This is a genomic window from Saccharothrix xinjiangensis, from assembly GCF_039527585.1.
GTDB classification, from domain to species: Bacteria; Actinomycetota; Actinomycetes; order Mycobacteriales; family Pseudonocardiaceae; genus Actinosynnema; species Actinosynnema xinjiangensis.
The window spans coordinates 9649-36352 of the sequence record NZ_BAAAKE010000040.1; the positions used below are offsets into that span (position 1 = coordinate 9649).

The following is a 26704-nucleotide window of genomic DNA, read 5'->3' on the forward strand; positions in this document are numbered from 1 at the left end:
TACACCATCTTTTCCCGATCCGCAACGGACCTCCGGGCCCTTGTCCGCGGATTGCCCTTCCGCGCAGTGGTGTGATCGGGACATTGCCCGCCGTCCGCGGGTTGTGTTCACCTGTGATCGGTTCGTCGCCGACGGCGACAGATCCGGCGCACATCCACGCACCGGTCCACCAAGCACATATCAGCAAAAACCGGACGTCCTACCAAGGGCGGGCGGCAGCGCGCCTTCGAGCAGGACCGGCACGGGATCACGACAGAACTGGGGAGCAGGCGTGGACTTGGCGGTGACCGATTCGAATCCCGGTTCCGGTGCGGCGCGCGGGCGGGCCCCGGCGGCGCCGGGCGAGCCCGTCGCGGTGATCGGGATGTCCTGCCGGTTGCCGGGCGCCTCGTCGCCCGCGGGGTTCTGGCGGATGCTGCGCGACGGGGTCGACGCGGTCGGCGAAGCCCCGCCGGACCGGTGGACCGGCAGGAACCTGCCGCACCGCTTCGGGGCGTTCCTGGACCAGGTCGACCGCTTCGACGCGGACTTCTTCGGCATCACCCCGCGCGAGGCCGCCGCGATGGACCCGCAGCAGCGGCTGCTGCTGGAGCTGGGCTGGGAGGCCCTGGAGGAAGCGGGGATCCTGCCCGCGTCGCTGCGCGGCAGCGCGACCGGCGTGTTCGTCGGCGCGATGTGGGACGACTACGCCGCGCTCCTGCTGCGCGACGCCGACGCGGTCGACCGGCACACCCTGGCCGGGATCGAGCGCGGCGTCATCGCCAACCGCGTCTCGCACGCGCTGGGCCTGCGCGGACCGAGCATGGTGGTGGACAGCGCGCAGTCCTCGTCGCTGGTCGCCGTCCGGATGGCGTGCGAGAGCCTGCGGCGCGGCGAGTCCACCACGGCCCTCGCGGGCGGGGTGAACCTGAACCTGCTGGCCGAGACCACGCTCGGCGCGGCCAGGTTCGGCGGCCTGTCGCCGACCGGGCGCTGCTCCACCTTCGACGCGCGGGCCGACGGCTACGTGCGCGGCGAGGGCGGCGGCCTGGTGGTGCTCAAGCCGCTGGGCGCCGCGCTGGCCGACGGCGACCGGGTGCACGCGGTGATCCTCGGCGGCGCGATCACCAACGACGGTGACGACGACCGGCTGACCACGCCCAGCGCGGCCGCCCAGCGCGAGGCGGTCGAGGCGGCCCACCGCGACGCCGGCACCGACCCGCGCGCCGTGCAGTACGTCGAGCTGCACGGCACCGGCACCCGGGTCGGCGACCCGGTGGAGGCGCGGGCGCTCGGCGCGGCGCTGGGCGCGCACCGCCCGGCGGACCGGCCGCTGCCGGTCGGCTCGGCCAAGACCAACGTGGGGCACCTGGAGGGCGCCGCGGGCATCGTCGGCCTGCTCAAGCTGGTGCTGAGCATCGCGCACCGGCAGCTGCCGCCCAGCCTCAACTTCGAGCGGCCCCACCCCGACATCCCCCTCGACGCGCTGCGCCTGCGGGTGCAGCGCGAACTGGGGTCCTGGCCCGAGCCGGACCGCCCGCTGCTGGCGGGGGTCAGCTCGTTCGGCATGGGCGGCACCAACTGCCACCTGGTGGTCGGGCAGGCGCCCGAGGCGGGCCGGCCGCCGGTCCCGGACGCGCCGCGGGGAGCGCCGCAAGACGTGCCGCGGGGGGTGCCGTGGCTGGTGTCCGGCCGCACCGGGCAGGCCCTGCGGGCGCAGGCCGCCGCCCTGCTGGCCCACCTGGACGCGCACCCCGACCTCGACCCGGACGAGGTCGGGGTGGCGCTGGCGCGCACCAGGACGCTGTTCGAGCACCGCGCCGTGGTGCGCGGCGCGAACGCGGACGAGCTGCGGCGCGGGCTGGCGGCCGTCGCCGAGGGCGGCGCGGGTGGCGCAGCCGACGCGGACACCGGCTGGCTGGCCGACCTGCCGCCGCGCGTCGCGCGGCCGGTGGACCTGCCCACCTACGCCTTCCAGCGCCGCCGCCACTGGTTCGGCGAAGCCGCCGCGGCGCCCGCGCCCGAACCGCGGCGGCGGGACCTGCTGGAGCTGGTCCGCACCCAGGTGGCGATCGAGCTGGGCGTGGTCACCGCCGAGGCCGTCGACCCGGACCTGAGCTTCGACGACCTCGGCGTGGACTCCATCGGGCTGGAGGAGGTCTGCGGCCGGCTGGGCACGGCCACCGGGCTGCGACTGGGCGCGGACGTGCTGTTCCGCTTCCCGACCCCCGCGCAGCTGGCCGGGTTCCTGCGCGACGAGCTGGCGGGCGCGCCGGCCCGGGTGGTGGAGGAAGCGCCGGCCCCGGTCGACGACGACCCGGTCGTGGTGGTCGGCGCGGCCTGCCGCTACCCCGGCGGCGTCCGGTCGCCGGAGGACCTGTGGCGGCTGGTCCGCGAGGGGCGCGACGCCATCGGCGAGTTCCCCGCCGACCGCGGCTGGGACCTGGACCGGCTGTGGCGCCCGGACCCGGAGCGGCCGGGCGCCTCCCGGACGGGGCACGGCGGGTTCCTGGCCGACGCCGACCGGTTCGACGCGGACTTCTTCGGCATCAGCCCGCGCGAGGCCGCCGCGATGGACCCGCAGCAGCGGCTGCTGCTGGAGGTGTCCTGGGAGGCCCTGGAGCGGGGCGGGCTGGTCCCGGCGTCGCTGCGCGGCGCTCGGGTCGGCGTGTTCGTCGGCGCGACGGCCCAGGACTACGGGCCCCGGCTGCACGCGGCCGACCGCGGCGGCGAGGGCTACCGGCTGACCGGCGGCACGATCAGCGTGGCCTCCGGCCGCGTCGCCTACGCCCTGGGCCTGCGCGGCCCGGCGGTCACCGTGGACACCGCCTGCTCCTCGTCGCTGGTCGCGGTGCACCTGGCCGCCCAGGCGCTGCGGCAGGGCGAGTGCGGGCTGGCACTGGCGGGCGGCGTCACCGTGATGGCGACCCCCGGGATGTTCGTGGAGTTCAGCCGCCAACGCGGGCTGGCCCCGGACGGCCGGTGCAAGGCGTTCGCCGACGAGGCGGACGGCACGGCGTGGGCCGAGGGCGCGGGCGTGGTGCTGCTGGAGCGGCTGTCGGACGCCCGTCGCAACGGCCACCCGGTGCTGGCGGTGCTGCGCGGGTCGGCGATCAACTCCGACGGCGCGTCCAACGGGCTCACCGCGCCCAACGGCGCCGCGCAGGAGGGCCTGATCCGCGACGCCCTCGCGGCCGCGCGGCTGCGGCCCGACGAGGTGGACGCGGTGGAGGGGCACGGCACCGGCACCCGACTCGGCGACCCCGTCGAAGCCGAAGCACTACTGGCCACCTACGGCCGCGACCGACCCGCGGACCGACCGCTGTGGCTGGGATCCCTGAAATCCAACATCGGGCACACCCAAGCCGCCGCCGGCGTCGCCGGGATGATCAAGATGATCACCGCCCTGCACCACGGCGTGCTCCCCCGCACCCTGCACGCGCGGCACCCGTCCCGGCGCGTCGACTGGGCGTCCGGCAACGTCGCGCTGCTGACCGAGGAGGTGCCGTGGCCCGGGGACGACCGGCCCCGCCGCGCCGCGGTGTCCTCGTTCGGCATCAGCGGCACCAACGCGCACGTCATCCTCGAACAGCCGCCGGCCACGTCCCCCGAACCCCGCCGGGGTGAGGCGACCGCGCCCGCCGCCGTGGTGCTCGCCGCCCGGGACGACGACGCGCTGCGCGAGCACGCCGACCGGCTGCGCCACGTGGACGCCGAGCCGCTGGACCTCGCCTTCTCCCTGGCCACCACGCGCACGGCGTTCCCGGAGCGGGCCGTGGTGGTGGCCGCGTCACCGGCCGAGCTGCGCGCCGGGCTCGACGCCCTCGCCGCCGGCTCCCCCGCGCCGAACGTGCTGCGGGCGAGCGCGCGGCGGACCGGCCGGACCGCGTTCCTGTTCACCGGCCAGGGCAGCGGGCGCGTGGGCGCCGGGCGCGAGCTGCGCGAGGCGTTCCCCGTCTTCGCCGACGCGCTGGACGAGGTGTGCGCGCACTTCGACCCGCTGCTGGACCGCCCGCTGCGCGAGCTGGTGCTCACCGGTCCCGCGGAGGTGCTGGACCGCACCCGCTACGCGCAGGCCGCGCTGTTCGCCCTGGAGGTGGCCCAGTTCCGGCTGCTGGAGCACTGGGGCGTGCGGCCGGACTTCGTCCTGGGGCACTCGGTCGGCGGGATCGCCGCCGCGCACGCCGCGGGCGCGCTGGCGCTGCCCGACGCCGTCCGGCTGGTCGCCCTGCGCGGCCGGCTGATGGGCGAGGCGACCGCCGGCGGTGCGATGTTCGCCGTCCAGGCCGAGCCCGCGGAGGTGGCCGAGCTGCTGGCGGGCCTGGCGGGCGTCTCCATCGCCGCGGTCAACGGGCCGCGCTCGGTGGTCGTCTCCGGTGACGAGGGGGCCGCGCGGCGGTGCGCGGACGCCCTGGCCGCGCGCGGGCGGAAGGTGCGCCGGCTGCGCACCGGCCACGCGTTCCACTCCCACCACATGGACGGGGTGCTCGCGCCCTTCCGGCGCGGACTCGGCGCGCTGCCGGTGTCCGAGCCCGCCGCCACGGTCGTCTCCGACCTGACCGGCGCGCCCGCGACGCCGGAGGAGCTGGGCTCGCCGGATTACTGGGCGCGGCACGTCCGCGAGACCGTGCGGTTCCACGACGGCCTGCGCCTGCTGCACGCCGAGGGCGTGACCGCGTTCCTGGAACTCGGCCCCGACGCGGTGCTCACGCCCCTGGCCGCGGAGACCTCGCCCGATCCGACCGCCGTCGCCGTCCCCGCGCTGCGGCACGGCCGGGGCGAGGTGGACACCCTCGGCGCGGCCGTCGCCCACCTCAACGCCAGGGGCGTCGGGGTGGACTGGTCCGCGTTCTACGCCGGGCGCGGCGCGCGGCGGGTCGAGCTGCCCACCTACCCGTTCCGGCGGGACCGGTTCTGGATCACCGGCGCCGACCCGGCGCCGGCGCCGCACCAGTGGCTGACCTCGTCGACCGAGCTGGCCGACGGCCGCGGGTGGCTGGTCACCGGGCGGCTGTCCGGGAGCGATGCGCCGTGGCTGGCCGACCACGTGGTGCTCGGCGACGAGGTGCTGCCCGCCGTGGCGTTCGCCGAGCTCCTCCTGCGGGTGGCCGACCTGGTCGGGGCCGGGGCGGTGGCCGAACTGGTGGTGGAGCGCCCGCTCGTCCCGGCCGGCGTCGTGGCGCTCCAGGTGGCGGTCGACCCGGTGGACGCCTCCGGGCGGCAGCCGTTCGCGGTGTTCGCGCGGCGCGGCGACGAGGAGTGGACCCGGCACGCCTCCGGCCGGCTCGGCCCGGCGGACCCGACGCCCGCCGAGGCGGGCGCGTGGCCGCCCGCGAACGCCGAACCGGTGGACCTGACCGACGCCTACTCGCGCCTCGCCGACCTCGGCTACGACTACGGCCCCGCGTTCCAGGGGCTGCGGTCGGCCTGGCGCTGCGGCGACGACGTGTGCGCCGAGGTGGGGTCGGATCTCGACCCGGAGGGCTTCGACCTGCACCCGGCGCTGCTGGACCCGCTGCTGCACCCGGTGGTCCTCGGCCTGCTCGACGGACCGCGGGCCGGCCTGCTGCCGTTCTCCTTCACCGGCCTGACCCGGCACGCCGCCGCGACGGGCGGGCTGCGCGTCCGGCTGTCCCCGGTCGGCGCGGACGCGGTGGCGCTGACCGCCACCGACACCACCGGCGCGCCCGTGCTGACCGTCCGGGAGCTGGCCCTGCGCGCCGCGGCCGGCGCGGGGACCGACGCCCTGCACGCGGTGGAGTGGCAGCCGCGCGAGGTGACCGGGCGGCGCGCCTCGGACGTCGTCCCCCTCGCGGACGGGGCGCTGCCGGGCACCGCCGCCGAGTTCCTGGTCGTGGACTGCGGCGCCGTGGATCCCGACGTCGTGGACCGCGATGTCGTGGACCGCGATGTCGTGGACCAGGACCAGCCGGGCCGCGCGCACGGGCTGGTGCGCGGGCTGACCGCCCTGATGCAGGACTTCCTCGGCCGGGAGGGCTTCGCGGGCACCCGGCTGGCGGTGCTCACCCGCGGCGCGGTCGACGGCGACGACCCGGCCGCCGCCGCGCTGTGGGGCCTGGTGCGCACGGCCCAGCTGGAGCACCCCGACCGGTTCGTCCTGGTCGACGCCGACGACCCGGGCGAGGTCGGGCGCGCCCTGGCCGCCGGGGAGCCGCAGGTGCTCGTCCGCGGTGGCGTCGTCCACGTGCCGAGGGTGCGGCGCGTCTCCCCCGCCGCCGGCGAGGCGCCGCGGATGCGCTCGGCCCTGGTCACCGGCGGCACGTCCGGGCTGGGCGCGCTGCTGGCCCGGCACCTGGTCACCGGGCACGGCGTGCGGGACCTCGTGCTGACCAGCCGCCGCGGCCCCGGCGCGCCCGGCGCGGCCGACCTGGCGGCCGAGCTGACCGCGCTGGGAGCCCGGGTGCGCGTCGCGGCGTGCGACGCGGCCGACGCCGACGCGCTGGCGGACCTGCTCGACGGCATCCCCGACCTCGACGCCGTCGTGCACGCCGCCGGTGTGCTCGACGACAGCGCCTTCACCGCCGTCACGCCGGAGCGGGTCGACGCCGTGCTGCGGCCGAAGGCGGACGCGGCGTGGCACCTGCACCGGCTCACCCGCGACCGCGACCTGACCGCGTTCGTGCTGTTCTCCTCGGCGGTGGCGACGCTGGGCAACCCCGGCCAGGCGGTGTACGCGGCGGGCAACGCCTTCCTGGACGCGCTGGCGCGGCACCGCCGGGCGCGCGGCCTGCCCGCCACCGCGCTGGGCTGGGGCCTGTGGGCCGCCGACACCGGCATGACCGCGCACCTCACCGACGCCGACGTGGCCCGGGTGGAGCGCGGTGGGCTGCGCCGGATCACCGCGGCGGAAGGGCTCGCCCTGTTCGACGCGGCGCTGGCCGGCGACCGGGCGCACGTGCTGCCCGCGCGGCTGAGCGCCCGGCGCCCCACCGGGCGGGCGCGCGCCACCGGCGGCTGGGCGCGGCGCGCGCTCGACCGGCCGGAGGCGGAGCGGTCCCGGTTCGTGCTCGACCTGGTGCGGGCGGAGCTGGCGGCCCTGCTCGGCCACGCCGACGCGCGGGCGGTCGACGCGCACCGCTCGTTCAAGGACCTCGGGTTCGACTCCCTGACCGGGGTCGAGCTGCGCAACCGGCTGCGCGCCGCCACCGGGCTCGACCTGCCCCTCACCGTCGTGTTCGAGCGACCCACCGCGGCCGAGCTGGCGGCGTACCTGCTCGACGGGATCACCGGCGCGGCGCCGGACGCCGCGCCCCCCACCGCCGCGGCGCCCGTGGCGCCCGCGGTGGACGACCCGGTGGTGGTCGTGGGCATCGGCTGCCGCTACCCCGGCGGCGTGCGGTCGGCCGACGACCTGTGGCGGCTGGTGGCCGAGGGCCGGGACGCGGTGTCGGAGTTCCCCGCGGACCGGGGGTGGCCAGCCGACCTGCACGACCCCGACCCGGCCGCGACGGGCAGGAGCAGCACGCGGTTCGGCGGGTTCCTGCACGACGCCGCCGAGTTCGACGCGGACTTCTTCGGCATCTCCCCGCGCGAGGCGCTGGCCATGGACCCGCAGCAACGGCTGCTGCTGGAAGTGTCCTGGGAGGCGCTGGAATCGGCCGGGGTCGACCCGACCTCGCTGCGCGGCAGCGACACCGGCGTGTTCACCGGCGTGATGTACCACGACTACGCGGGCCGGTTCACCACCGCGCCGCCCGGCGTCGAGGGCCACCTCCTGACCGGCAACCAGGCCGGCATCGCCTCCGGGCGGGTGGCGTACGTGCTGGGCTGCGGCGGACCCGCGATGACGGTGGACACGGCGTGCTCGTCGTCGCTGGTGGCGGTGCACCTGGCCGCGCAGGCGCTGCGGTCCGGGGAGACGTCGCTGGCGCTGGCGGGCGGGGTGACCGTGATGTCCACGCCGACGACGTTCGTCGAGTTCTCCCGCCAGGGCGGGCTGTCGGTGGACGGCCGCTGCCGCTCCTACGGCGAGGGCGCGAGCGGCACCGGCTGGTCCGAGGGCGTCGGCGTGCTGGTGCTGGAGAAGCTGTCCGACGCCCGCCGCAACAACCACCGCGTCCTGGCCGTGATCCGGGGCAGCGCGATCAACCAGGACGGCGCGTCCAACGGCCTCACCGCACCCAACGGCCAGTCCCAGCAACGGGTCATCCGGCAGGCCCTGGCCAACGCCGGGCTCTCACCCCACGACGTCGACCTGATCGAAGGCCACGGCACCGGCACGACGCTCGGCGACCCGATCGAGGTGAGCGCACTCCAGGCCACCTACGGCCTCAATCGCCACACCCCCGTCTGGCTCGGCTCGATCAAATCCAACCTCGGCCACACCCAGGCCGCCGCCGGCGCAGCCGGGATCATCAAAACCATCGAAGCCATCCGACGCGGCACCATGCCGCGATCCCTCCACTCCGACACCCCTTCGTCCACAGTGGACTGGAAAGTCGGTGCGGTCGAACTGCTCGCACAGCCACGCGACTGGCCACGCCACGACCAACCCCGCCGCGCCGCCGTCTCCTCCTTCGGCATCAGCGGCACCAACGCCCACGTCATCATCGAAGAACCCCAACCCGAACCCGAAGCACAACCACACCCGACACCGCAGGTCGTGCCCTGGGTGCTGTCCGCTCGCTCCGAGGCCGCCGTGCGCGCCCAGGCCGCCCGACTGCTGGACCTCGTGGACCAGGACCCCGGCGTCGACCCGGTGGACGTCGGCTCCTCGCTGGCCGGCCGCGCCCGCTTCGACCACCGCGCGGTGGTCCTGGGCGAGGACCGCGACCGGTTGCGGGCGGGGCTGAGCGACCTCGCCGAGGGTCGGACCGCCGTCGGCGTGACCCGGTCGGGTGGTGGCCCGGTGTTCGTCTTCCCCGGCCAGGGCTCCCAATGGCCCGGCATGGCCGCCGACCTCCTCGACACCTCACCCACCTTCGCCCGACGACTCGCCCAATGCGACACGGCCTTGGGCCACCACGTCGACTGGTCGCTGGTCCAGGTCATTCGTGACCGCACACCACTCGACCGCGTGGACGTGATCCAACCCGCGCTCTTCGGCGTCATGGTCTCCCTCGCCGAGCTCTGGCGCTCACACGGCACCCACCCCACCGCCGTCATCGGCCACTCCCAAGGCGAAATCGCCGCAGCCTGCGTCGCCGGAGCACTCACCCTCGACGACGCCGCACGCATCATCGCCCTGCGCAGCAAGGCCCTGCGCCGCCTGGCCGGACTGGGCGGGATGGTCTCCCTGGCCGTGCCCGCCGAGCGGGCCCGCGAACTCCTGCGCCCCTGGGGCGGGACCGTTTCGATCGCCGCCGTCAACGGGCCTTCGGCCGTGGTGGTGTCCGGCGGCGCGGACGCGGTGCGGGAGGTGCTGGCCCGTTGCGAGCGAGACGGCGTCCGCGCGCGGCTGGTCGACGTCGACTACGCCGCCCACTCCGCCCAGGTGGAGCAGGTCCGCGCGGAGCTGCTGCGCTCGCTGGACGGCATCCGGCCGCGCCCGGCGGAGGTCGCGTTCTGCTCCACGGTCACCGGCCGCGTCGTGGACACCACCGGGCTCGACGCCGACTACTGGTACGCCAACCTGCGCGAGACCGTGCTGTTCGACGACGCGGTGCGCCACCTGCTCGACACCGGGCACGACACCTTCGTCGAGGTCAGCCCGCACCCCGTGCTCACCGCCCCGATCAGCGGGACCGCGGGTTCCGGCGCGGTCGCGGTCGGCACCCTGCGCCGCGACGACGGCGGCCCGGCGCGCTTCGCCGCGTCCGCCGCCGAGGCGTTCACCTCGGGCGTGCCGGTGGACTGGTCCCGGTGGTTCGGCGGCGCGGGCAGGCGGGTGGACCTGCCCGCTTACCCGTTCGAGCGCCGCCGCTACTGGCTGACCGGTCCGGGCGCCACCGACGCCGTGGGCGCGGGCTCCGGCCTGGAGGCGGTCGACCACGGCGTGCTGCGCGCGGTCGTGGCCGCGCCCGACGCCGACCGGCTGGTCTTCACCGGCGCGCTGTCCCGGCGGACCCACCCGTGGGTGGCGGACCACGTGGTCGGCGACGACGTGCTGCTGCCCGGCACGGCGCTGCTGGACCTGGCCGTCGCCGCCGGGGAGCGGGCGGGCCTGCCCGCCGTCGCCGAACTCGCCCTGAGCGCGCCCCTGGTGGTCCCGGCGACCGGCACCGTCCAGGTGCAGGTCGTCGTGGAGGGCAGGTCGGTGAAGGTGTACTCGAAGGTCGAGGACGGCGACTGGGCGCTGCACGCCTCCGGGACCCTGGGCGACGCGCCGCAGGATCCCCCGGCGGAGCCGGAGTGGCCGCCCGCGGGTGCGACGCCCATCGGCCTGGACGGCTTCTACGACGACCTGGCCGAGGCCGGTTTCGACTACGGCCCGGCGTTCCGGGGCCTCACCTCGGCGTGGCGCGCCGGTGACGACGTCCTGGCGGAGGTCCGCGTCGCGGAGGACGTCGGCGCTCACGGCGTCCACCCGGCGCTGCTGGACGCGGCCCTGCACGCGACGGCGTTGCTGCGCGCCCCCGAGGACGACGGCGGCCTGCCCTTCGCCTGGACCGGCGTCACCCGGCACGCGACCGGCGCGTCCGCGCTGCGGGTCCGGCTGTCGCGCACCGGCCGCGACGAGTTCTCGCTGACCGCCGCCGACGACACCGGCGCGCCCGTGCTGTCGGTGGGCTCCCTGGTCCTGCGGCCGGCGGTGGCCGGGCCGCGGGCCGTGCCGACCCGGGCGCTGCACACCGTGGAGTGGCAGCCGTGCGCGCTGACCGGGGCCGGCGCCGACGACGTGGTGCTGCGGCACGTGGCGGACGCGTCCGAGGCGCTGCCCGCCGTCCAGGGGTGGCTGCGCGACGGGGACGGCGTGCTGGCGCTGGTGACCCGCGACGCGGTCGGCCCGACCGCGCGGCCGGGACCGGCCGCCGTGTGGGGCCTGGTGCGGTCGGCCCAGTCCGAGCACCCCGGCCGGTTCGCCCTGGTCGACGCGGACGAGCCGGTGGACGAGGCGGTGGTGCGGGCCGCGATCGCCGCCGGCGAGACCCAGCTGGCGGTCCGCGGCGGCGAGGTGTCCGTGCCCCGGCTGGTCCGGGTGCCCGCGGCGCGGGTGACCGGTGCGACCGCCGTGGACCCGGACCGCACGGTCGTCGTCACGGGTGGCACGGGCGTGCTGGGCGGGCTGGTCGCGCGGCACCTGGCCGCCGAGCACGGCGTGCGGGACCTGCTGCTGCTCAGCCGGCGCGGGATGGCCGCGCCGGGCGCGGCGGAGCTGGTCGCGGAGCTGGGCGGCCGGGCGCGGGTGGCGGCGGTCGACGTGGCCGACCGCGACGCCGTGGCCGCGGTGCTGGCCGGGGAGCGGGTCGGCGGCGTGGTCCACGCGGCGGGCGTGCTCGACGACGGCGTGATCGCGTCCCTGACCCCGGAGCGGGTGGCGGCGGTGCTGCGGGCCAAGGTCGACTCGGCGCTGGTGCTCGACGAGCTGACCCGCGACGCCGAACCGGCCTTCTTCGTGCTGTTCTCCTCGCTGGCGGGCACGCTGGGCACGGCGGGCCAGGCCGCGTACGCGGCGGCGAACGCCGCGCTCGACGCGCTGGCGCTGCGCAGGCGCGCCGAGGGGCTGCCCGGCCAGTCGCTGGCGTGGGGCCTGTGGGCGCAGGAGTCGGCGCTGACCGCCGGGATGGGCGAGGCCGACCGCGCCCGGCTGGCGCGGTCCGGCGTGCGGGCGCTGTCGACCGGGGAAGGGCTCGCGCTGTTCGACGCCGCCCTGCGCACGGACCTGCCCCAGCTCGTCCCGGCGCACCTCGACGTCCCCGCCGGCCCGGACGTGCCGCCGCTGCTGCGCGCGACGGCCCGGCGGCGCGGCGCGGGGTCCGCCGCGCGCGGCGGGGTGGCCCGCCGCCTGGTCGGCCTGGCGCCCGACGAGCGGCAACGGGTGCTGGTGGGCGTGGTCGGCGGGGTGGCGGCCGAGGTGCTCGGCCACGGCGACACCGACGCGATCGGCCCCCACCGCGCCTTCCGGGAACTCGGCTTCGACTCGCTGATGGCGCTGGAGTTCCGCAACCGCCTCAACACCGCCACCGGTCTGACCCTGTCGCCCACGGTGGTCTTCGACCACACCGACGTGACGCGGCTGGCCGCGCACCTGCGGGACCTGTTGTCCGGGGTCGGCGCGAGCACCGCCGCCCCGGTGCGGGCCGCGGTCGCCGACGACCCCGTGGTGGTGGTCGGCATGGCCTGCCGCTACCCGGGCGGGGTGCGCTCGCCGCGCGACCTGTGGCGGCTCGTCGTCGAGGGCGGCGAGGGCATCACCGGGTTCCCGACCAACCGAGGCTGGGCCGAGGACCTGTACGACCCGCGGCCGGGCACGGCCGGGCGCACCTACGCGCGCGGCGGCGGGTTCCTGCACGACGCCGGGGACTTCGACGCGGAGTTCTTCGGCATCTCGCCGAACGAGGCCCTGTCGATGGACCCGCAGCAGCGGCTGCTGCTGGAGGTGTCCTGGGAGGCGGTCGAGTCGGCCGGGGTGGACCCGACCTCGCTGCGCGGCACCGACGCCGGCGTGTTCGCGGGCGTGATGTACCACGAGTACGGCACCGGCCTCGCCGAGACGCCCGAGGAGCTGGCGGGGCACCTGGCCTACGGCAACGCGGGCAGCGTGGCCACCGGTCGGGTGGCGTACGCGCTGGGCGTCGAGGGCCCGGCGATCACCGTGGACACGGCGTGCTCGTCGTCGCTGGTGGCGGTGCACCTGGCCGCGCAGGCGCTGCGCGCCGGCGAGTGCTCGCTGGCACTGGCGGGCGGGGTGACCGTGATGGCCACGCCGGGCATCTTCGTCGACTTCGGCCACCAGGGGTTGCTGTCACCCGATGGGCGGTGCCGCTCCTACGGGGAGGGCGCCGACGGCTCCGGGTTCTCCGAGGGCGTCGGCGTGCTGGTGCTGGAGAAGCTGTCCGACGCCCGCCGCAACAACCACCACGTCCTGGCCGTGATCCGGGGCAGCGCCGTCAACCAGGACGGCGCCTCCAACGGCCTCACCGCACCCAACGGACAAGCCCAACAACGCGTCATCCGACAGGCACTGGCCAACGCCGGGCTCTCACCCCACGACGTCGACCTCATCGAAGGCCACGGCACCGGAACCACACTCGGCGACCCGATCGAGGTGAGCGCACTCCAAGCCACCTACGGCCACAACCGCCACACCCCCGTCTGGCTCGGCTCCGTCAAATCCAACCTCGGCCACACCCAGGCCGCCGCCGGCGCAGCCGGGATCATCAAAACCATCGAGGCGATCGGGCAGGGCATCCTGCCCGGCTCCCTGCACGCGGGCACCCCGTCGTCCACGGTGGACTGGTCGGTCGGCGCGGTCGAGCTGCTGACCGGGGCGCGGGAGTGGCCGCGACACGACCGGCCCCGCCGCGCCGCCGTCTCCTCCTTCGGCATCAGCGGCACCAACGCCCACGTCATCCTCGAAGAACCAGAACCCGAGCCGGTCACCGACCGGGGCGCGGCGCCTGCCCTGACGCCCTGGGTGCTGACGGGCCGGACGCCGGAGGCCCTGCGCGCGCGGGCCGAGCACCTGCTGTCCGGTGTGGACGGCCTGGACCCGGTGGACGTCGGGTTCTCGCTGGCCGGCCGCACCGCGTTCGAGCACCGCGCCGTGGTGCTCGGCGCGGACCGGCGGGAGCTGCTGGACGGCGTGGCCGCGGTCGCCGCCGGGCGCAGCAGCGGGCGCGTGGTGCACGACGTGGCCCGGTCGGGTGGCGGTCCGGTGTTCGTCTTCCCCGGCCAGGGCTCCCAATGGCCCGGCATGGCCGCCGACCTCCTCGACACCTCACCCACCTTCGCCCGACGACTCACCCAATGCGACACGGCCTTGGGCCACCACGTCGACTGGTCCCTCCTACAGATCATCCGCGACCGCACACCACTCGACCGCGTGGACGTGATCCAACCCGCGCTGTTCGGCGTCATGGTCTCCCTCGCCGCACACTGGCAGCACCACGGCACCCACCCCACCGCCGTCATCGGCCACTCCCAAGGCGAAATCGCCGCCGCCTGCGTCGCCGGAGCACTCACCCTCGACGACGCCGCACGCATCATCGCCCTGCGCAGCAAGCTGGTGGAGGCGATGCGCGGGAACGCGGCCCTCGTGTCGGTGATGGCGCCGGTCGACGACGTGGTCGCGCTCCTGGACCGGTGGCGCGACCGGCTGTGGGTGGCCGCGGTCAACAGCCCGACCGTGGTGACCGCGTCCGGCGACGAGGACGCGGTGGAGGAGTTCGAGCGCGAGCTGGCCCGGCGCGGGGTGATGCGCTGGCGGGTGCCCGGCGTCGACTTCGCCGCGCACTCCGGGCACGTCGAGGCGATCCGGGACGAGCTGATCGCCGGGATCGCCGGGATCACGCCGCGCAGCTCCGAGGTGCCGTTCTACTCCACGACCACCGGCGGCCGGCTCGACACGGCCGCGCTCGGCCCCGACTACTGGTACCGCAACCTGCGGCGGACCACGCGGTTCGCCGACGCGGTCCGCGCGGCCCACGCGGACGGCCACCGGGTCTTCCTCGAACCCAGCCCGTCGCCGGTGCTGGCCCTCGCGGTCGAGCAGGTCGTGGAGGCCGAGGGCGGCACGGCGACGACGCTGTGCACGCTGCGCCAGGACCAGGGCGGCGCGGAGCGCTTCACCACCGCGGTCGCCGAGGCGTTCGCCGCGGGCGTCCCGGTGGACTGGCGGGCGCGGTTCGAGGGCAGCGGCGCGCGCGGCGTGCCCCTGCCGACGTACGCCTTCCAGCGCCGGCACTACTGGCTCGGCGCGGCGCCCGTCACCCCGCACGCCGACCGCTGGCGGCACGAGGAGCACTGGGAGCCCACCCCGGCGCCGGAGCCGGCCGGGACGGGATCCTGGCTGGTGGTGGCGGCCGGGGACGCCGAACCGCACGTGGCCGCGCTGGCGGCGACGGGCGCGCGCCTCGTCCGCGTCGACCTGCCGCCGGGCACGCCCGACCGGCGGGACCTGGCGCGCCGCCTGGCCGCGGCCCGCGGCGACACCGGCGTCACCGCGGTGGTGTCGCTGCTCGCGCTCGACGAGCGCCCGCTGCCGGACCACCCGTCCGTGCCGTTCGGCCTCGCCGCCAACGCCGCGCTGGTCCAGGCGCTGGAGGACGCGGCCTTGGACGCCCCGCTGTGGCTGGTCACCTCGGGTGCGGTGACCACCGGCCCCGGTGACCCGGTCCGCGCCGCGCGCGGCGCCCTGACCTGGGGGTTCGGGCGGGTCGTCGCGGTCGAGGCGCCGGACCGGTGGGGTGGCCTGGTCGACGTGGCCGACCCGGCGGGGCTGGCGCTGCTGCCCTCGGTCGCGGCCGGCGCGGAGGACCAGGTGGCCGTGCGCCACGACGGGCTGCACGCGCACCGCGTCGCCCGCCGGCCGGGGGCCGCGACCGGCGCCCGCTGGCGGCCGTCCGGCACGGTGCTGGTGACCGGGGGCACGGGCGCGCTCGGCGCGCACCTGGCGCACTGGCTGGCCGACCGCGGCGCCGGGCACCTGCTGCTGGTGGGCAGGCGGGGCCGGGACGCCGACGGCGCGCCGGAGCTGGCCGACGCGCTCGCCGCGAAGGGCGTCGGCGTGACGATCGCCGCGTGCGACGTGGGCGACCGGGAGGCGCTGGCCGGTGTGCTGGCCGCCGTTCCCGCGACCCGGCCGCTGACCGCGGTGTTCCACGCCGCCGCGGTGCTCGACGACGGCGTGGTGGACTCGCTGACCCCGCGGCGCCTGGCCCGGGTGCTGGGGCCGAAGGTCGACGGCGCGCTGCACCTGCACGAGCTGACCGCGCACCTGGACCTGTCGGCGTTCGTGCTGTTCTCCTCCGTGTCCGGGGTCCTGGGCAACGCCGGGCAGGCCGGGTACGCGGCGGCGAACGCGTTCCTCGACGCCCTGGCCGAGCAGCGCGCCGCCCGGGGGCTGCCCGCGACCTCGATCGCCTGGGGCGCCTGGCAGGCGTCGGGCCCGGTGGCCGAGGGGCTGCGCACCGGCTCGCTGGCCCGCGACGGCGTCCGGGCGATGGCCCCGGCGCGGGCGTTGGACGCGCTGGGGGCCGCGCTCGACCGGGGCGACACCCGCGTCGTCGTCGCCGACCTCGACCTGGACCGGTGGTCGGCCGCGCGGTCGGCCGGGCCCGAGCGGGACCGGTCGCCGCGCGCCCGGCTCGCGGAGCTGCCCGCGGCCGAGCGCGACCGGCGCCTGCTGCACCTGGTCCGCACCGAGGCGGCGGCCGTGCTCGGCCACCCCGACCCGGCGGCGGTGGTCGCCGACCGGGCCTTCCGCGACCTGGGCTTCGACTCGCTGATGGCGGTGCGGTTCCGCAACCGCGTCAACCGGGCGGTCGGGCTGGCGCTGCCGACGACGGTCGCGTTCGACCACCCGACGCCCGCGGCGCTCGCCGACCACCTGCGCGACCTGGTGCTCGGCGGCGAGCGGTCCGCGGTCGCCGCGACCGCGCAGGCCACCGAGGACGACCCGGTGGTGGTCGTGGGCATCGGCTGCCGCTACCCGGGCGGCGTGCGGTCGGCCGACGACCTGTGGCGGCTGGTGGCCGAGGGCGGCGACGCGATCTCGGAGTTCCCCACCGACCGCGGCTGGCCGGCCGACGTCCACGACCCCGACCCGACCAGGAGCGGCACGAGCCGCACCCGGCACGGCGGGTTCCTGCACGACGCCGCCGAGTTCGACGCGGACTTCTTCGGCATCTCCCCGCGCGAGGCGCTGGCCATGGACCCGCAGCAACGGCTGCTGCTGGAGGTCGCCTGGGAGGCGCTGGAGCGGGCGGGCATCGACCCGGGCTCGCTGCGCGGCAGCGACACCGGCGTGTTCATCGGCGCCGGCGGCCAGGACTACGGCGTGCTCCAGCAGGCCGCGAAGGGAGTGGACGGCTACACCATCGCCGGGCGCGCGGCCAGCGTGATCTCCGGCCGGCTGGCGTACGTGCTGGGCAGCGGCGGACCCGCGGTGACGGTGGACACGGCCTGCTCGTCGTCGCTGGTCGCCCTGCACGTCGCGAGCCGGGCGGTGCGGTCCGGCGAGTGCGGCATGGCGCTGGTGGGCGGCGTGTCCGTGATGTCCACGCCGACGACGTTCGTCGAGTTCTCCCGCCAGGGCGGGCTGTCGGTGGACGGCCGCTGCCGCTCCTACGGCGAGGGCGCGAGCGGCACCGGCTGGTCCGAGGGCGTCGGCGTGCTGGTCGTGGAACGGCTGTCGCGGGCGCGGCGGGCGGGCCACCGCGTCCTGGCCGTGGTGCGGGGCAGCGCGGTCAACCAGGACGGCGCCTCCAACGGCCTCACCGCGCCCAACGGGCAGGCCCAGCAACGGGTCATCCGGCAGGCGCTGGCCAACGCCGGGCTGTCGCCGCGCGACGTGGAGCTGCTGGAGGGCCACGGCACCGGCACGAGGCTGGGCGACCCGATCGAGGCGCGGGCGCTGCTGGCGACCTACGGCCAGGACCGCGACGCCCCGGCGTGGCTGGGGTCGGTGAAGTCGAACCTCGGGCACACCCAGGCCGCCGCCGGCGTCGCCGGGGTGATCAAGGTGGTCGAGGCGATCCGGCGCGGCGCCATGCCCCGGTCCCTGCACGCCGACGCGCCCACCTCCCAGGTGGACTGGACGGCCGGCGCGGTCGAACTGCTCGCACGACCACGCGACTGGCCACGCCACGACCAACCCCGCCGCGCCGCCGTCTCCTCCTTCGGCATCAGCGGCACCAACGCCCACGTCATCCTCGAAGAACCCGAACAACAACCCCGACCCGAACCACACCCGACACCGCGGGCCGTGCCCTGGGTGCTGTCCGGCCGCACGCCGGAGGCGCTGCGCGAGCAGGCCCGCCGGGCGCTGACCGCGCTCGACGAGGACCCGGTGGACGTGGCGCTGACCCTCGCCACCGGCCGCACCGCCTTCGAGCACCGCGCCGCGGTCGTCGCCGGCGACCGGGCCGGGTTCGAGGCCGCGCTCACCGCGCTGGCGGAGGGGCGGGAACGACCGGGCGCGGTCACCGGGCGGGCCGGGCCGACCGGGCTGGCGCTGCTGTTCACCGGGCAGGGGTCGCAGCGCACCGGCATGGGCCGCGAGCTGTACGACCGGTACCCGGTGTTCGCCGCCGCGCTGGACGAGGTGCTGGCCCGGCTGGACGTGCGGGACGTGCTGTTCGGCGACGACCCGGACCTGCTGGACCGCACCGGCAACGCCCAGCTCGCGCTGTTCGCGGTGCAGGTCGCGCAGTACCGGCTGGTCGAGTCGTGGGGCGTCGTGCCCGACCACCTCGCCGGGCACTCGGTCGGCGAGGTCGCCGCCGCGCACGTCGCCGGGGTGCTGTCGCTGGACGACGCCTGCACGCTGGTCGCCGAGCGGGCCCGGCTGATGCAGGCCCTGCCGGAGGGCGGCGCCATGGTCGCGCTGCGCGCCGCCGAGCGGGACGTGCTGCCCCTGCTCACCGACGGCGTCTCCATCGCGGCGGTCAACCGCGCCGACTCGGTGGTCGTCGCGGGCGAGCGCGAGGCGGTGGAGCGCGTCGCCGCCCGGTTCGACCGCCCCCGGCGGCTCCGGGTGTCGCACGCCTTCCACTCGCCGCTGGTGGAACCGGTGCTCGACGAGTTCCGCGAGGTGGTGTCCCGCCTGGCGTTCTCGCCGCCGACCGTGCCCCTGGTCGTCGCGGCCGGGGACGTCACCGACCCCGAGCACTGGGTGCGGCACGTGCGCGACACCGTGCGGTTCGCCGACGTGGTCGCCCGGCTCGACGCGCACGGCGTCGGCGCCTACCTGGAGATCGGGCCGGACGCGGTGCTGACCGCCCTGGCCCCGCCGGACGCCGTCCGGGTCCCGCTGCTGCGGCGCGGCCGGCCCGAGGAGGCCACCGCCGTGGCGGCGCTGGCCCGGCTGCACGTCACCGGCGTCGCGGTCGACTGGCGGGCGGTGCTGCCCTCGGCGCGCCTGGTCGACCTGCCCACCTACCCGTTCGAGCGCCGCCGCCACTGGCCCCGGGTCGACCCCGGCGCGCGGGGCGCGGGCGAGGCGGGCCACCCGCTGCTGGACGCCGCCGTCGAGCTGCCCGCGACCGGCGGTGTGGTGCTCACCGGCGTGCTGTCGCCGGAGCGGCTGCCGTGGCTCGCCGACCACGTCATCCACGGCCGCACCCTGTTCCCCGGCACCGGTTTCCTCGAACTCGCCGGGCACGCCGGGCGGTCCGCCGGCCACCCGGTCGTGGCCGAGCTGACGCTGGAGTCGCCGCTGGTGCTGCCCGAGCACGGGACCGTACGGGTCCAGGTGGTCGTCGACGGCGAGGACGAGTCGGGGCGCAGGCCGGTGGCGGTGTACTCGCGGCCGACCGGGGACGAGCGGCCGTGGACCCGGCACGCCGGCGGCCTGCTCGCCCGCGAGGCCCCGGTCCCCTCCCCCGTTCCGGCCGCCTGGCCGCCCGACGCGCCGCCGGTCGACCTCGCCGGCTTCTACGACGACCTCGCGACGGGCGGGTTCGCCTACGGGCCCGCGTTCCGCGGGCTGACCTCGGCGTGGCGCTCGGGGGACGAGGTGTTCGCCGAGGTCCGCCTGGACGCCGACGCGGACGGCTACGGCGTGCACCCGGCGCTGCTGGACGCGGCGCTGCACGCCTCCGGCGTCGTCGACCCCGTCGGCGGTCTGCCGTTCCACTGGTCGGGGGTGTCGGTGCGCGCCACCGGCGCGTCCCGGCTGCGGGTGCGGCTGTCCCGGCGCGGGCCGGCCGAGCTGTCGCTGGTGGCCACCGACGAACTCGGCGAGCCCGTGGTGTCGGTCGACTCGCTGGCGCTGCGCGAGCCCGCCGCGGGCCACTCCGTCGCGGACGAGGCGATGTTCGCCGTGGAGTGGCGGTCGCACGTGCCCGACCGCGCCGGGGACGCCCCGGTGACCGTGCGGGAGGTCGCGGACGCGGCCGCCGCCCTGGCCGCGGTCCAGGGGTGGCTGCGCGCGGGTTCCGGCGTCCTGGCGCTGGCGACCGGCGGCGCGGTCGGACCCGACGTGGTCGCCCCGGACCTGGCCGGTGCCGGGGTGTGGGGCCTGGTGCGGTCGGCGCGGGCCGAGCACCCCGGCCGGTTCGCCCTGGTCGACGCCGACGGGCCGGTGGACGAGGCGGTGGTGCGGGCCGCGGTCGCCGCCGGGGAGACCGAACTGGTGGTCCGCGGCGGCGAGGTGCTCGTGCCCCGGTTGGCGCGCGTGCCCGCCGACCGGGTCGGCGACGGGCGGCCGGTGGACCCGGGCTCGACCGTGGTGGTCACCGGCGGCACGGGCGTGCTGGGCGCGCTGGTCGCCCGGCACCTGGTCGCCGAGCACGGCGTGCGGAGGCTGCTGCTGCTCAGCCGGCGCGGGATGGCCGCGCCGGGCGCCGCGGACCTGGTTCGCGAGCTGGGCGACCGGGTGGAGGTCGCCGCGGTGGACGTGGCGGACCGCGACGCGGTGGCCCGCACGCTGGCCGGGGTGCGGGTCGGCGGCGTCGTGCACGCCGCCGGGGTGCTCGACGACGGCGTCGTGGACTCGCTGACCCCCGAGCGCGTCGAGGCGGTGGTGCGCGCCAAGGTGACGACGGCGCTGGTGCTCGACGAGCTGACCCGGGACGCCGACCTGGCCTTCTTCGTGCTGTTCTCCTCGCTCGCCGGGACGGTGGGCAGCGCGGGCCAGGCCGCCTACGGCGCGGCGAACGCGATGCTGGACGCGCTGGCGGCGCGGCGGCGCGCGGCGGGGCTGCCGGGGCAGTCGCTGGCGTGGGGCCTGTGGGCGCGGACCGACGGCATGGCGGCCGGGATGGGCGAGGCCGACCGCGCCCGCGCGGCCCGTGCCGGCGTGGTGCCGATGTCCGCGCGGGACGGCCTGGCGCTGTTCGACGCGGCCCTGCGCACCGACCTGCCCGTGGTGGCGCCCGCGCGCCTGGCACCGGTGGGCGAGGCCGCCGCACCGGTGCTGCGGTCGCTGGTGAGGCGACCCGCCCGGACCGCGGCCCGGGGCGACGGCGCGGTGCTCCGGGACCTGGCGGACCTGCCGTCCGACGAGCGGCAGCGCGTGCTGCTGGACGTGGTGCGCGGGCACGCCGCCGCCGTGCTCGGGCACGACGGCACCGAGTCGGTCGCCGCCCACCGGGCGTTCACCGAGCTGGGCTTCGACTCGCTGATGGCGGTGGAGTTCCGCAACCGCCTCACCGCGGCGACCGGGCTGAGCCTGCCCGCGACCCTGGTCTTCGACCACTCCTCGGTGCGGGACGTGGCCGGGTTCCTCACCGGGGCGCTGGCTCCCGGCGGCGGCGAGGCAGGCCCGGCCGACGAGGAGGAGCGGGTCCGCCGCGCCCTCCGGGCCATCCCGCTGGGCGAGCTGCGCGCCGCGGGCCTGCTGGACCGGCTGCTGGCGCTGGCCGGGGACGACCGGGACGCCGGGCCCGACCCGGCGGCCCTCATCGACGAGATCGACGAGATGGACGCCGACAGCCTCATCGACCTGGTGCTGGGCGGCGTCGACGCGACCGAGGACGAGGTGAGCTGACGTGGCCGCTTCCCAGGAGAAGCTCCTGCAAGCGCTCCGCACCTCCGTGAAGGAGAACGAGCGGCTGCGGGCGCGCTGCGAGGGCCTCGTCGCCGCGGCGCGCGAGCCGCTGGCGATCGTGGGCATGGCCTGCCGCTACCCCGGCGGCGTGCGCACCCCCGAGGAGCTGTGGCGGTTCGTCCTCGACGGCGGGGACGCGATCACGCCCTACCCCGAGGACCGCGGCTGGGCCGCCGACCTCCACCACCCCGAACCGGGCCTGCCCGACCGCACCTACGCGCGCGGCGGCGGGTTCCTCCACGACGCCGCCGACTTCGACGCGGGCTTCTTCGGCATCTCCCCGCGCGAAGCCCTCGCCATGGACCCGCAGCAACGACTGCTGCTGGAAGTGTCCTGGGAAGCGCTGGAATCCGCCGGGATCGACCCGACCTCGCTGCGCGGCGGCGACACCGGCGTGTTCGCGGGCGCGATGTACCACGACCACATCGCCAACACCGGCACCGGCGCGATCATCTCCGGCCGCGTCTCCTACGCCCTCGGGCTGGAGGGGCCCGCGGTCACCGTCGACACGGCCTGCTCCTCGTCGCTGGTGGCGCTGCACCTGGCCGGGCACGCGCTGCGCGCCGGGGAGACGTCGCTGGCGCTGGTGGGCGGGGTGGCGGTGATGTCGACGCCGGAGGTGTTCATCGAGTTCGGCAAGCAGCGCGGCCTGGCGCCGGACGGGCGGTGCAAGTCCTTCGCCGCCGCCGCCGACGGCACCGGTTTCGCCGAGGGCGTGGGCGTCCTGGTGGTGGAGAGGCTGTCCGACGCCCGCCGCAACGGCCACCGGGTGCTGGCCGTGGTGCGCGGCAGCGCGGTCAACCAGGACGGCGCGTCCAACGGGCTGACCGCGCCCAGCGGCACGGCGCAGCAGAAGGCGATCCGCCGGGCGCTGGCCGCCGCGGGGCTGTCCGGGCGGGACGTCGACGTGGTGGAGGGCCACGGCACCGGCACCGTCCTCGGCGACTCCGTGGAGGGCCAGGCGCTGGTGGCCACCTACGGCCGGGAGCGCCCCGCCGACCGGCCGCTGTGGCTGGGGTCGCTGAAGTCCAACATCGGGCACACCCAGGCCGCGGCCGGGATCGCGAGCCTGATCAAGGTCGTGTTCGCCATGCGGCACGGCCGGCTGCCCGCGACCCTGCACGTGGATCGGCCCAGCCCTCAGGTCGACTGGGCGTCCGGGGCGGTCCGCCTGCTCACCGAGGCCCGCCCGTGGCCGCGCGGCGACCACCCGCGCCGCGCGGGGGTGTCCTCGTTCGGCATCAGCGGCACCAACGCCCACGTGGTCGTGGAGGAGCCCGAGCCCGTCGCGGAAGCCGAAACCGGGCCGCAGGCCGGTCCGCCGCTGCTCGCCTGGGTGCTGTCCGCCGCGACCCCCGAGGCGCTGACCGCGCAGGCCGGGCGCCTGCTGTCCCACGTGGCCGGTGGCCAGGACCCGGTGGACGTCGGCCGCTCGCTGGCGACCGGCCGCGCGGCCCTGGAGCACCGCGCCGCGCTCGTCGGCGAGGACCGGGCGGAGCTGGTGGCCGGGCTGGCGGCGCTGGCCGCGGGCGACACCCCGCCGAACGCGGTGGTGGGCGCCGCCGGGCAGCCCGGACCGGTCGCGTTCGCGTTCACCGGCCAGGGCGCGCAGCGGCTGGGCATGGGGCGCGGGCTGCACGCCGCCCTGCCGGTGTTCGCCGAGGCGTTCGACGAGGTGGTCGCCGAGCTGGACCGGCACCACGACCGCCCGCTGCGCGAGGTGCTGTGGGGCGACGACGCCGAACTGCTGGACCGGACCGAGTTCGCGCAGAGCGGCCTGTTCGCCCTGGAGGTGGCGCTGGCCCGGCAGTTCGCGGCGTGGGGCGTGCGGCCGGGGCTGGTGCTGGGGCACTCGGTGGGCGAGCTGGCCGCGGCGCACGTGGCCGGGGTGCTGTCGCAGGCCGACGCGGCGCGGCTGGTCACCGCCCGGGGACGCCTGATGCAGGCGCTGCCGCCGGGTGGCGCGATGGTGGCCGTGCGGGCGACCGAGGACGCGGTCCTGCCGCTGCTGGACGACGACGTCGCCGTGGCGGCGGTCAACGGCCCCGACGCGATCGTGCTCTCCGGCGTCGAGGGTCCCGTGCTCGCCGCCGCGCGGCGGCTGCGCGAGCAGGGGTTCCGGACGACGCGGCTGCGGGTGAGCCACGCCTTCCACTCGCCGCTCGTCGACGGCGCGCTCGACGACTTCCGCGCGGTGGCGCGGGAGGTGGAGTTCCGCGCGCCGGCGGTGCCCGTGCTGTCCGCGGTGACCGGCGCGCTCGTGTCCGCGGAGGAGATCCGCTCCCCCGACCACTGGGTGGCCAACATCCGCCGCACCGTCCGGTTCGGCGACTGCGCGGCGGTCGTGACCGCCCGCGGCGTCCCCTGCCTGGAGGTCGGCCCCGACGCCGTGCTGTCCGGCCTGGTCGACGGGTGGGTGCCCGCGCTGCGCCGGAACACCGCCGAACCGCGCTCGGTGCTGACCGCGCTCGCGCGGCTGCACGTGGCGGGCGTGCCGGTGGACTGGGCCTCCTGGTTCGCGGGCGCCGGTCGGCGGGTGGAGCTGCCGACCTACGCCTTCCGGCGCCGGCGGTACTGGGCGGGCGGGATCGGCCTGCGCGGCGACGCCGGCCGGGGCGCGGGCGACCTGGACCACGAGGTGCTGCGCACCGCGGTCGAGTCGCCGGACTCCGACCGCGTGGTGGTGGCCGGGCGGCTGTCCCGACGCCTCCAGCCGTGGCTGGCCGACCACGCCGTGGGCGGCGTGGTGCTGTTCCCCGGCAGCGGGTTCGTCGACCTGGCGCTCACCGCCGGCCGCGTGGTCGGCCTCGGCGGGCTGGCCGAGCTGACGCTCCAGGCGCCCCTGGTCGTGCCCGAGCGCGGCGACGTGCTGGTCCAGGTGACCGTCGACCCGGCCGACGGGTCCGGGCACCGGCCGGTGCGCGTCCACTCGCGTGCCGAGGACGGGACCACGTGGACCTGCCACGGGACGGGGGCCCTGGCGGACGGGCCGCCCGCGCCGGACCTCGGCGCCACCCGGTGGCCGCCGCCCGGCGCGGACGCGGTCGACCTCACCGGGACCTACGAGCTGCTGCACGCGCAGGGCTACGAGTACGGGCCGGCGTTCCAGGGCCTCACCGCGGCCTGGCGGGCGGGCGACGACGTCTTCGCCGAGGTGCGGGTGGACGGGACGGGTTCCTGGTCCGTGCACCCGGCGCTGCTGGACTCGGTGCTGCACGCCGCGGCGCTCCTGCGCACCGCCGACGACCGGGGCGGGCTGCCGTTCGCCTGGTCCGACGTCGCGGTGGGGTCGCCCGGCGCGTCGGTCGTGCGGGTGCGGCTGTCGCGGCTGGGACCGGACCGGCTGTCCGTGGTGGCCGTGGACGAGACCGGCGCGCCCGCGGTCTCGGTGGGGTCGCTGGCGGTCCGGCCGGTCGCGGCGGACCGGCTCACCGCGGTGGCGTCGGCGGGGCGGTCGCTGTTCACCGTCGAGTGGCGGCCGGTCGTCCCGTCCGACGGCGGGGAACCCCGCCGGGTGCTGGACGCCGGGGGCATGACGGCGGCCGACGTGCTGCGGGCGGTGCGGGAGGTGCCCGAGTCGACGCGGCTCGCGGTGGTCACCCGCGGTGCGGTCGGCCCCGGCGTCGACGAGCCCGACCTCGACGGGGCGGGCGCGTGGGGGCTGGTGCGCTCCGCGCAGGCCGAGCACCCGGGCCGGTTCCTCCTGGTGGACACCGACGGCTCGCACGACGGGCTGCCGCCTCGGGTGCCGGCCGACGAGCCGCAGGTGGTGGTGCGCGGCGGCACGGCGTTCGCGCCCCGGCTGGCGCGCGTGCCCGCGGAGCTGATCGGGGACGCGCCGAGGCCCGACCCCGGCTCGACCGTGGTGATCACCGGCGGCACGGGCGCGCTCGGCGGCCTGGTCGCCCGGCACCTCGTCGAGCACCACGGCGTGCGGGACCTGCTGCTGCTCAGCCGCCGCGGGCCGGACGCGCCGGGTGCGGCGGACCTGCTGGCCGAGCTGGGCGCGGGCGCCAGGGCGGTGGCGGTGGACGCGGCGGACCGCGACGCCGTGGCCGCGGTGCTGGCCGGCGTGCGCGTCGGCGGCGTCGTCCACGCCGCCGGGGTGCTCGACGACGGGGTCTTCGAGTCGCTGACCCCCGAGCGGATCGAGGCGGTGGTGCGCGCCAAGGCCCGGTCGGCGCTGGTGCTCGACGAGCTGACCCGCGACGCCGACCTCGCCTTCTTCGTGCTGTTCTCCTCCGCCGCGGGCGTGCTGGGCAGCCCCGGCCAGGGCGCTTACGCGGCGGCCAACGCGATCCTGGACGCGCTGGCGGCGCGGCGGCGCGCGGCGGGGTTGCCGGGCCAGTCGCTGGCGTGGGGGCTGTGGGAGCAGGAGTCCGGGATGGCGCGCGGGATGGGCGAGGCCGACCGCGTGCGGGCGTCCCGCGCGGGCGTGGTCGCGCTGTCCGCGGACGAGGGCCTGGCGCTGTTCGACGCCGCCCTGGGCACCGACGTGCCGCTGCTCGTGCCCGCCCGGTTCCAGCCCGTGCCGGGTGAGGACGTGCCGCCGTTGCTGCGCGGGGTGTTCGCGCGTCCCGCCCGTGGGCGCAGCGACGGCGGTGACGTGGCGCGGCGGCTGGTCGGCCTGCCCGCCGACGAGCGGCGGCGGGTGCTGCTGGACGTGGTGCGCGGGCACGCCGCCGCCGTCCTCGGGCACACCGCGGCGGACTCGGTCGAGTCGCGCCGGGCGTTCGCCGAGCTGGGGTTCGACTCGCTGATGGCGGTGGAGTTCCGCAACCGCCTCACCGCGGCGACCGGCCTGCGCCTGCCCGCGACGCTGGTGTTCGAGCACGCCAACCCCGCGGACCTGGCCTCGCACCTGGACGGGCGGCTGGGCGAGGCCCCGGCGCCCGCGTCGCCGCTGCCCGCGGCCCTGGACCGGGTGGAGGAGCTGGTGGCCGGCATCCCGCCCGGCGACGAGGCCGGCGCGGAGGTGGCGGCCCGGCTCCAGCGGCTGCTGCGGTCCCTGCGGCAGCGGGACGCGCCCGGCGACGACGCCCACCTGGCGGACGCCACGGCCGAGGAGGTCCTGCGGCTCATCGACAGCAAGTTCGGGTTGACCTCGTGAGC

At 77.5% G+C, this 26704-nt stretch carries 1 protein-coding gene and 1 pseudogene; both read left to right on the top strand.

Annotation, left to right across the window (positions count from 1 at the left end; genetic code table 11):
- Positions 1–283: 283 nt before the first annotated feature.
- Positions 284–21532: an SDR family NAD(P)-dependent oxidoreductase gene (locus tag ABD223_RS40375; protein ID WP_344043058.1), complete on the top strand. Its 21249-nt coding sequence runs from the start codon at positions 284–286 to the stop codon at positions 21530–21532.
- A 28-nt stretch (positions 21533–21560) separates the two neighbouring features.
- Positions 21561–26702: pseudogene (locus ABD223_RS40380) on the top strand (type I polyketide synthase); the annotation flags it as partial.
- Positions 26703–26704 lie beyond the last annotated feature (2 nt).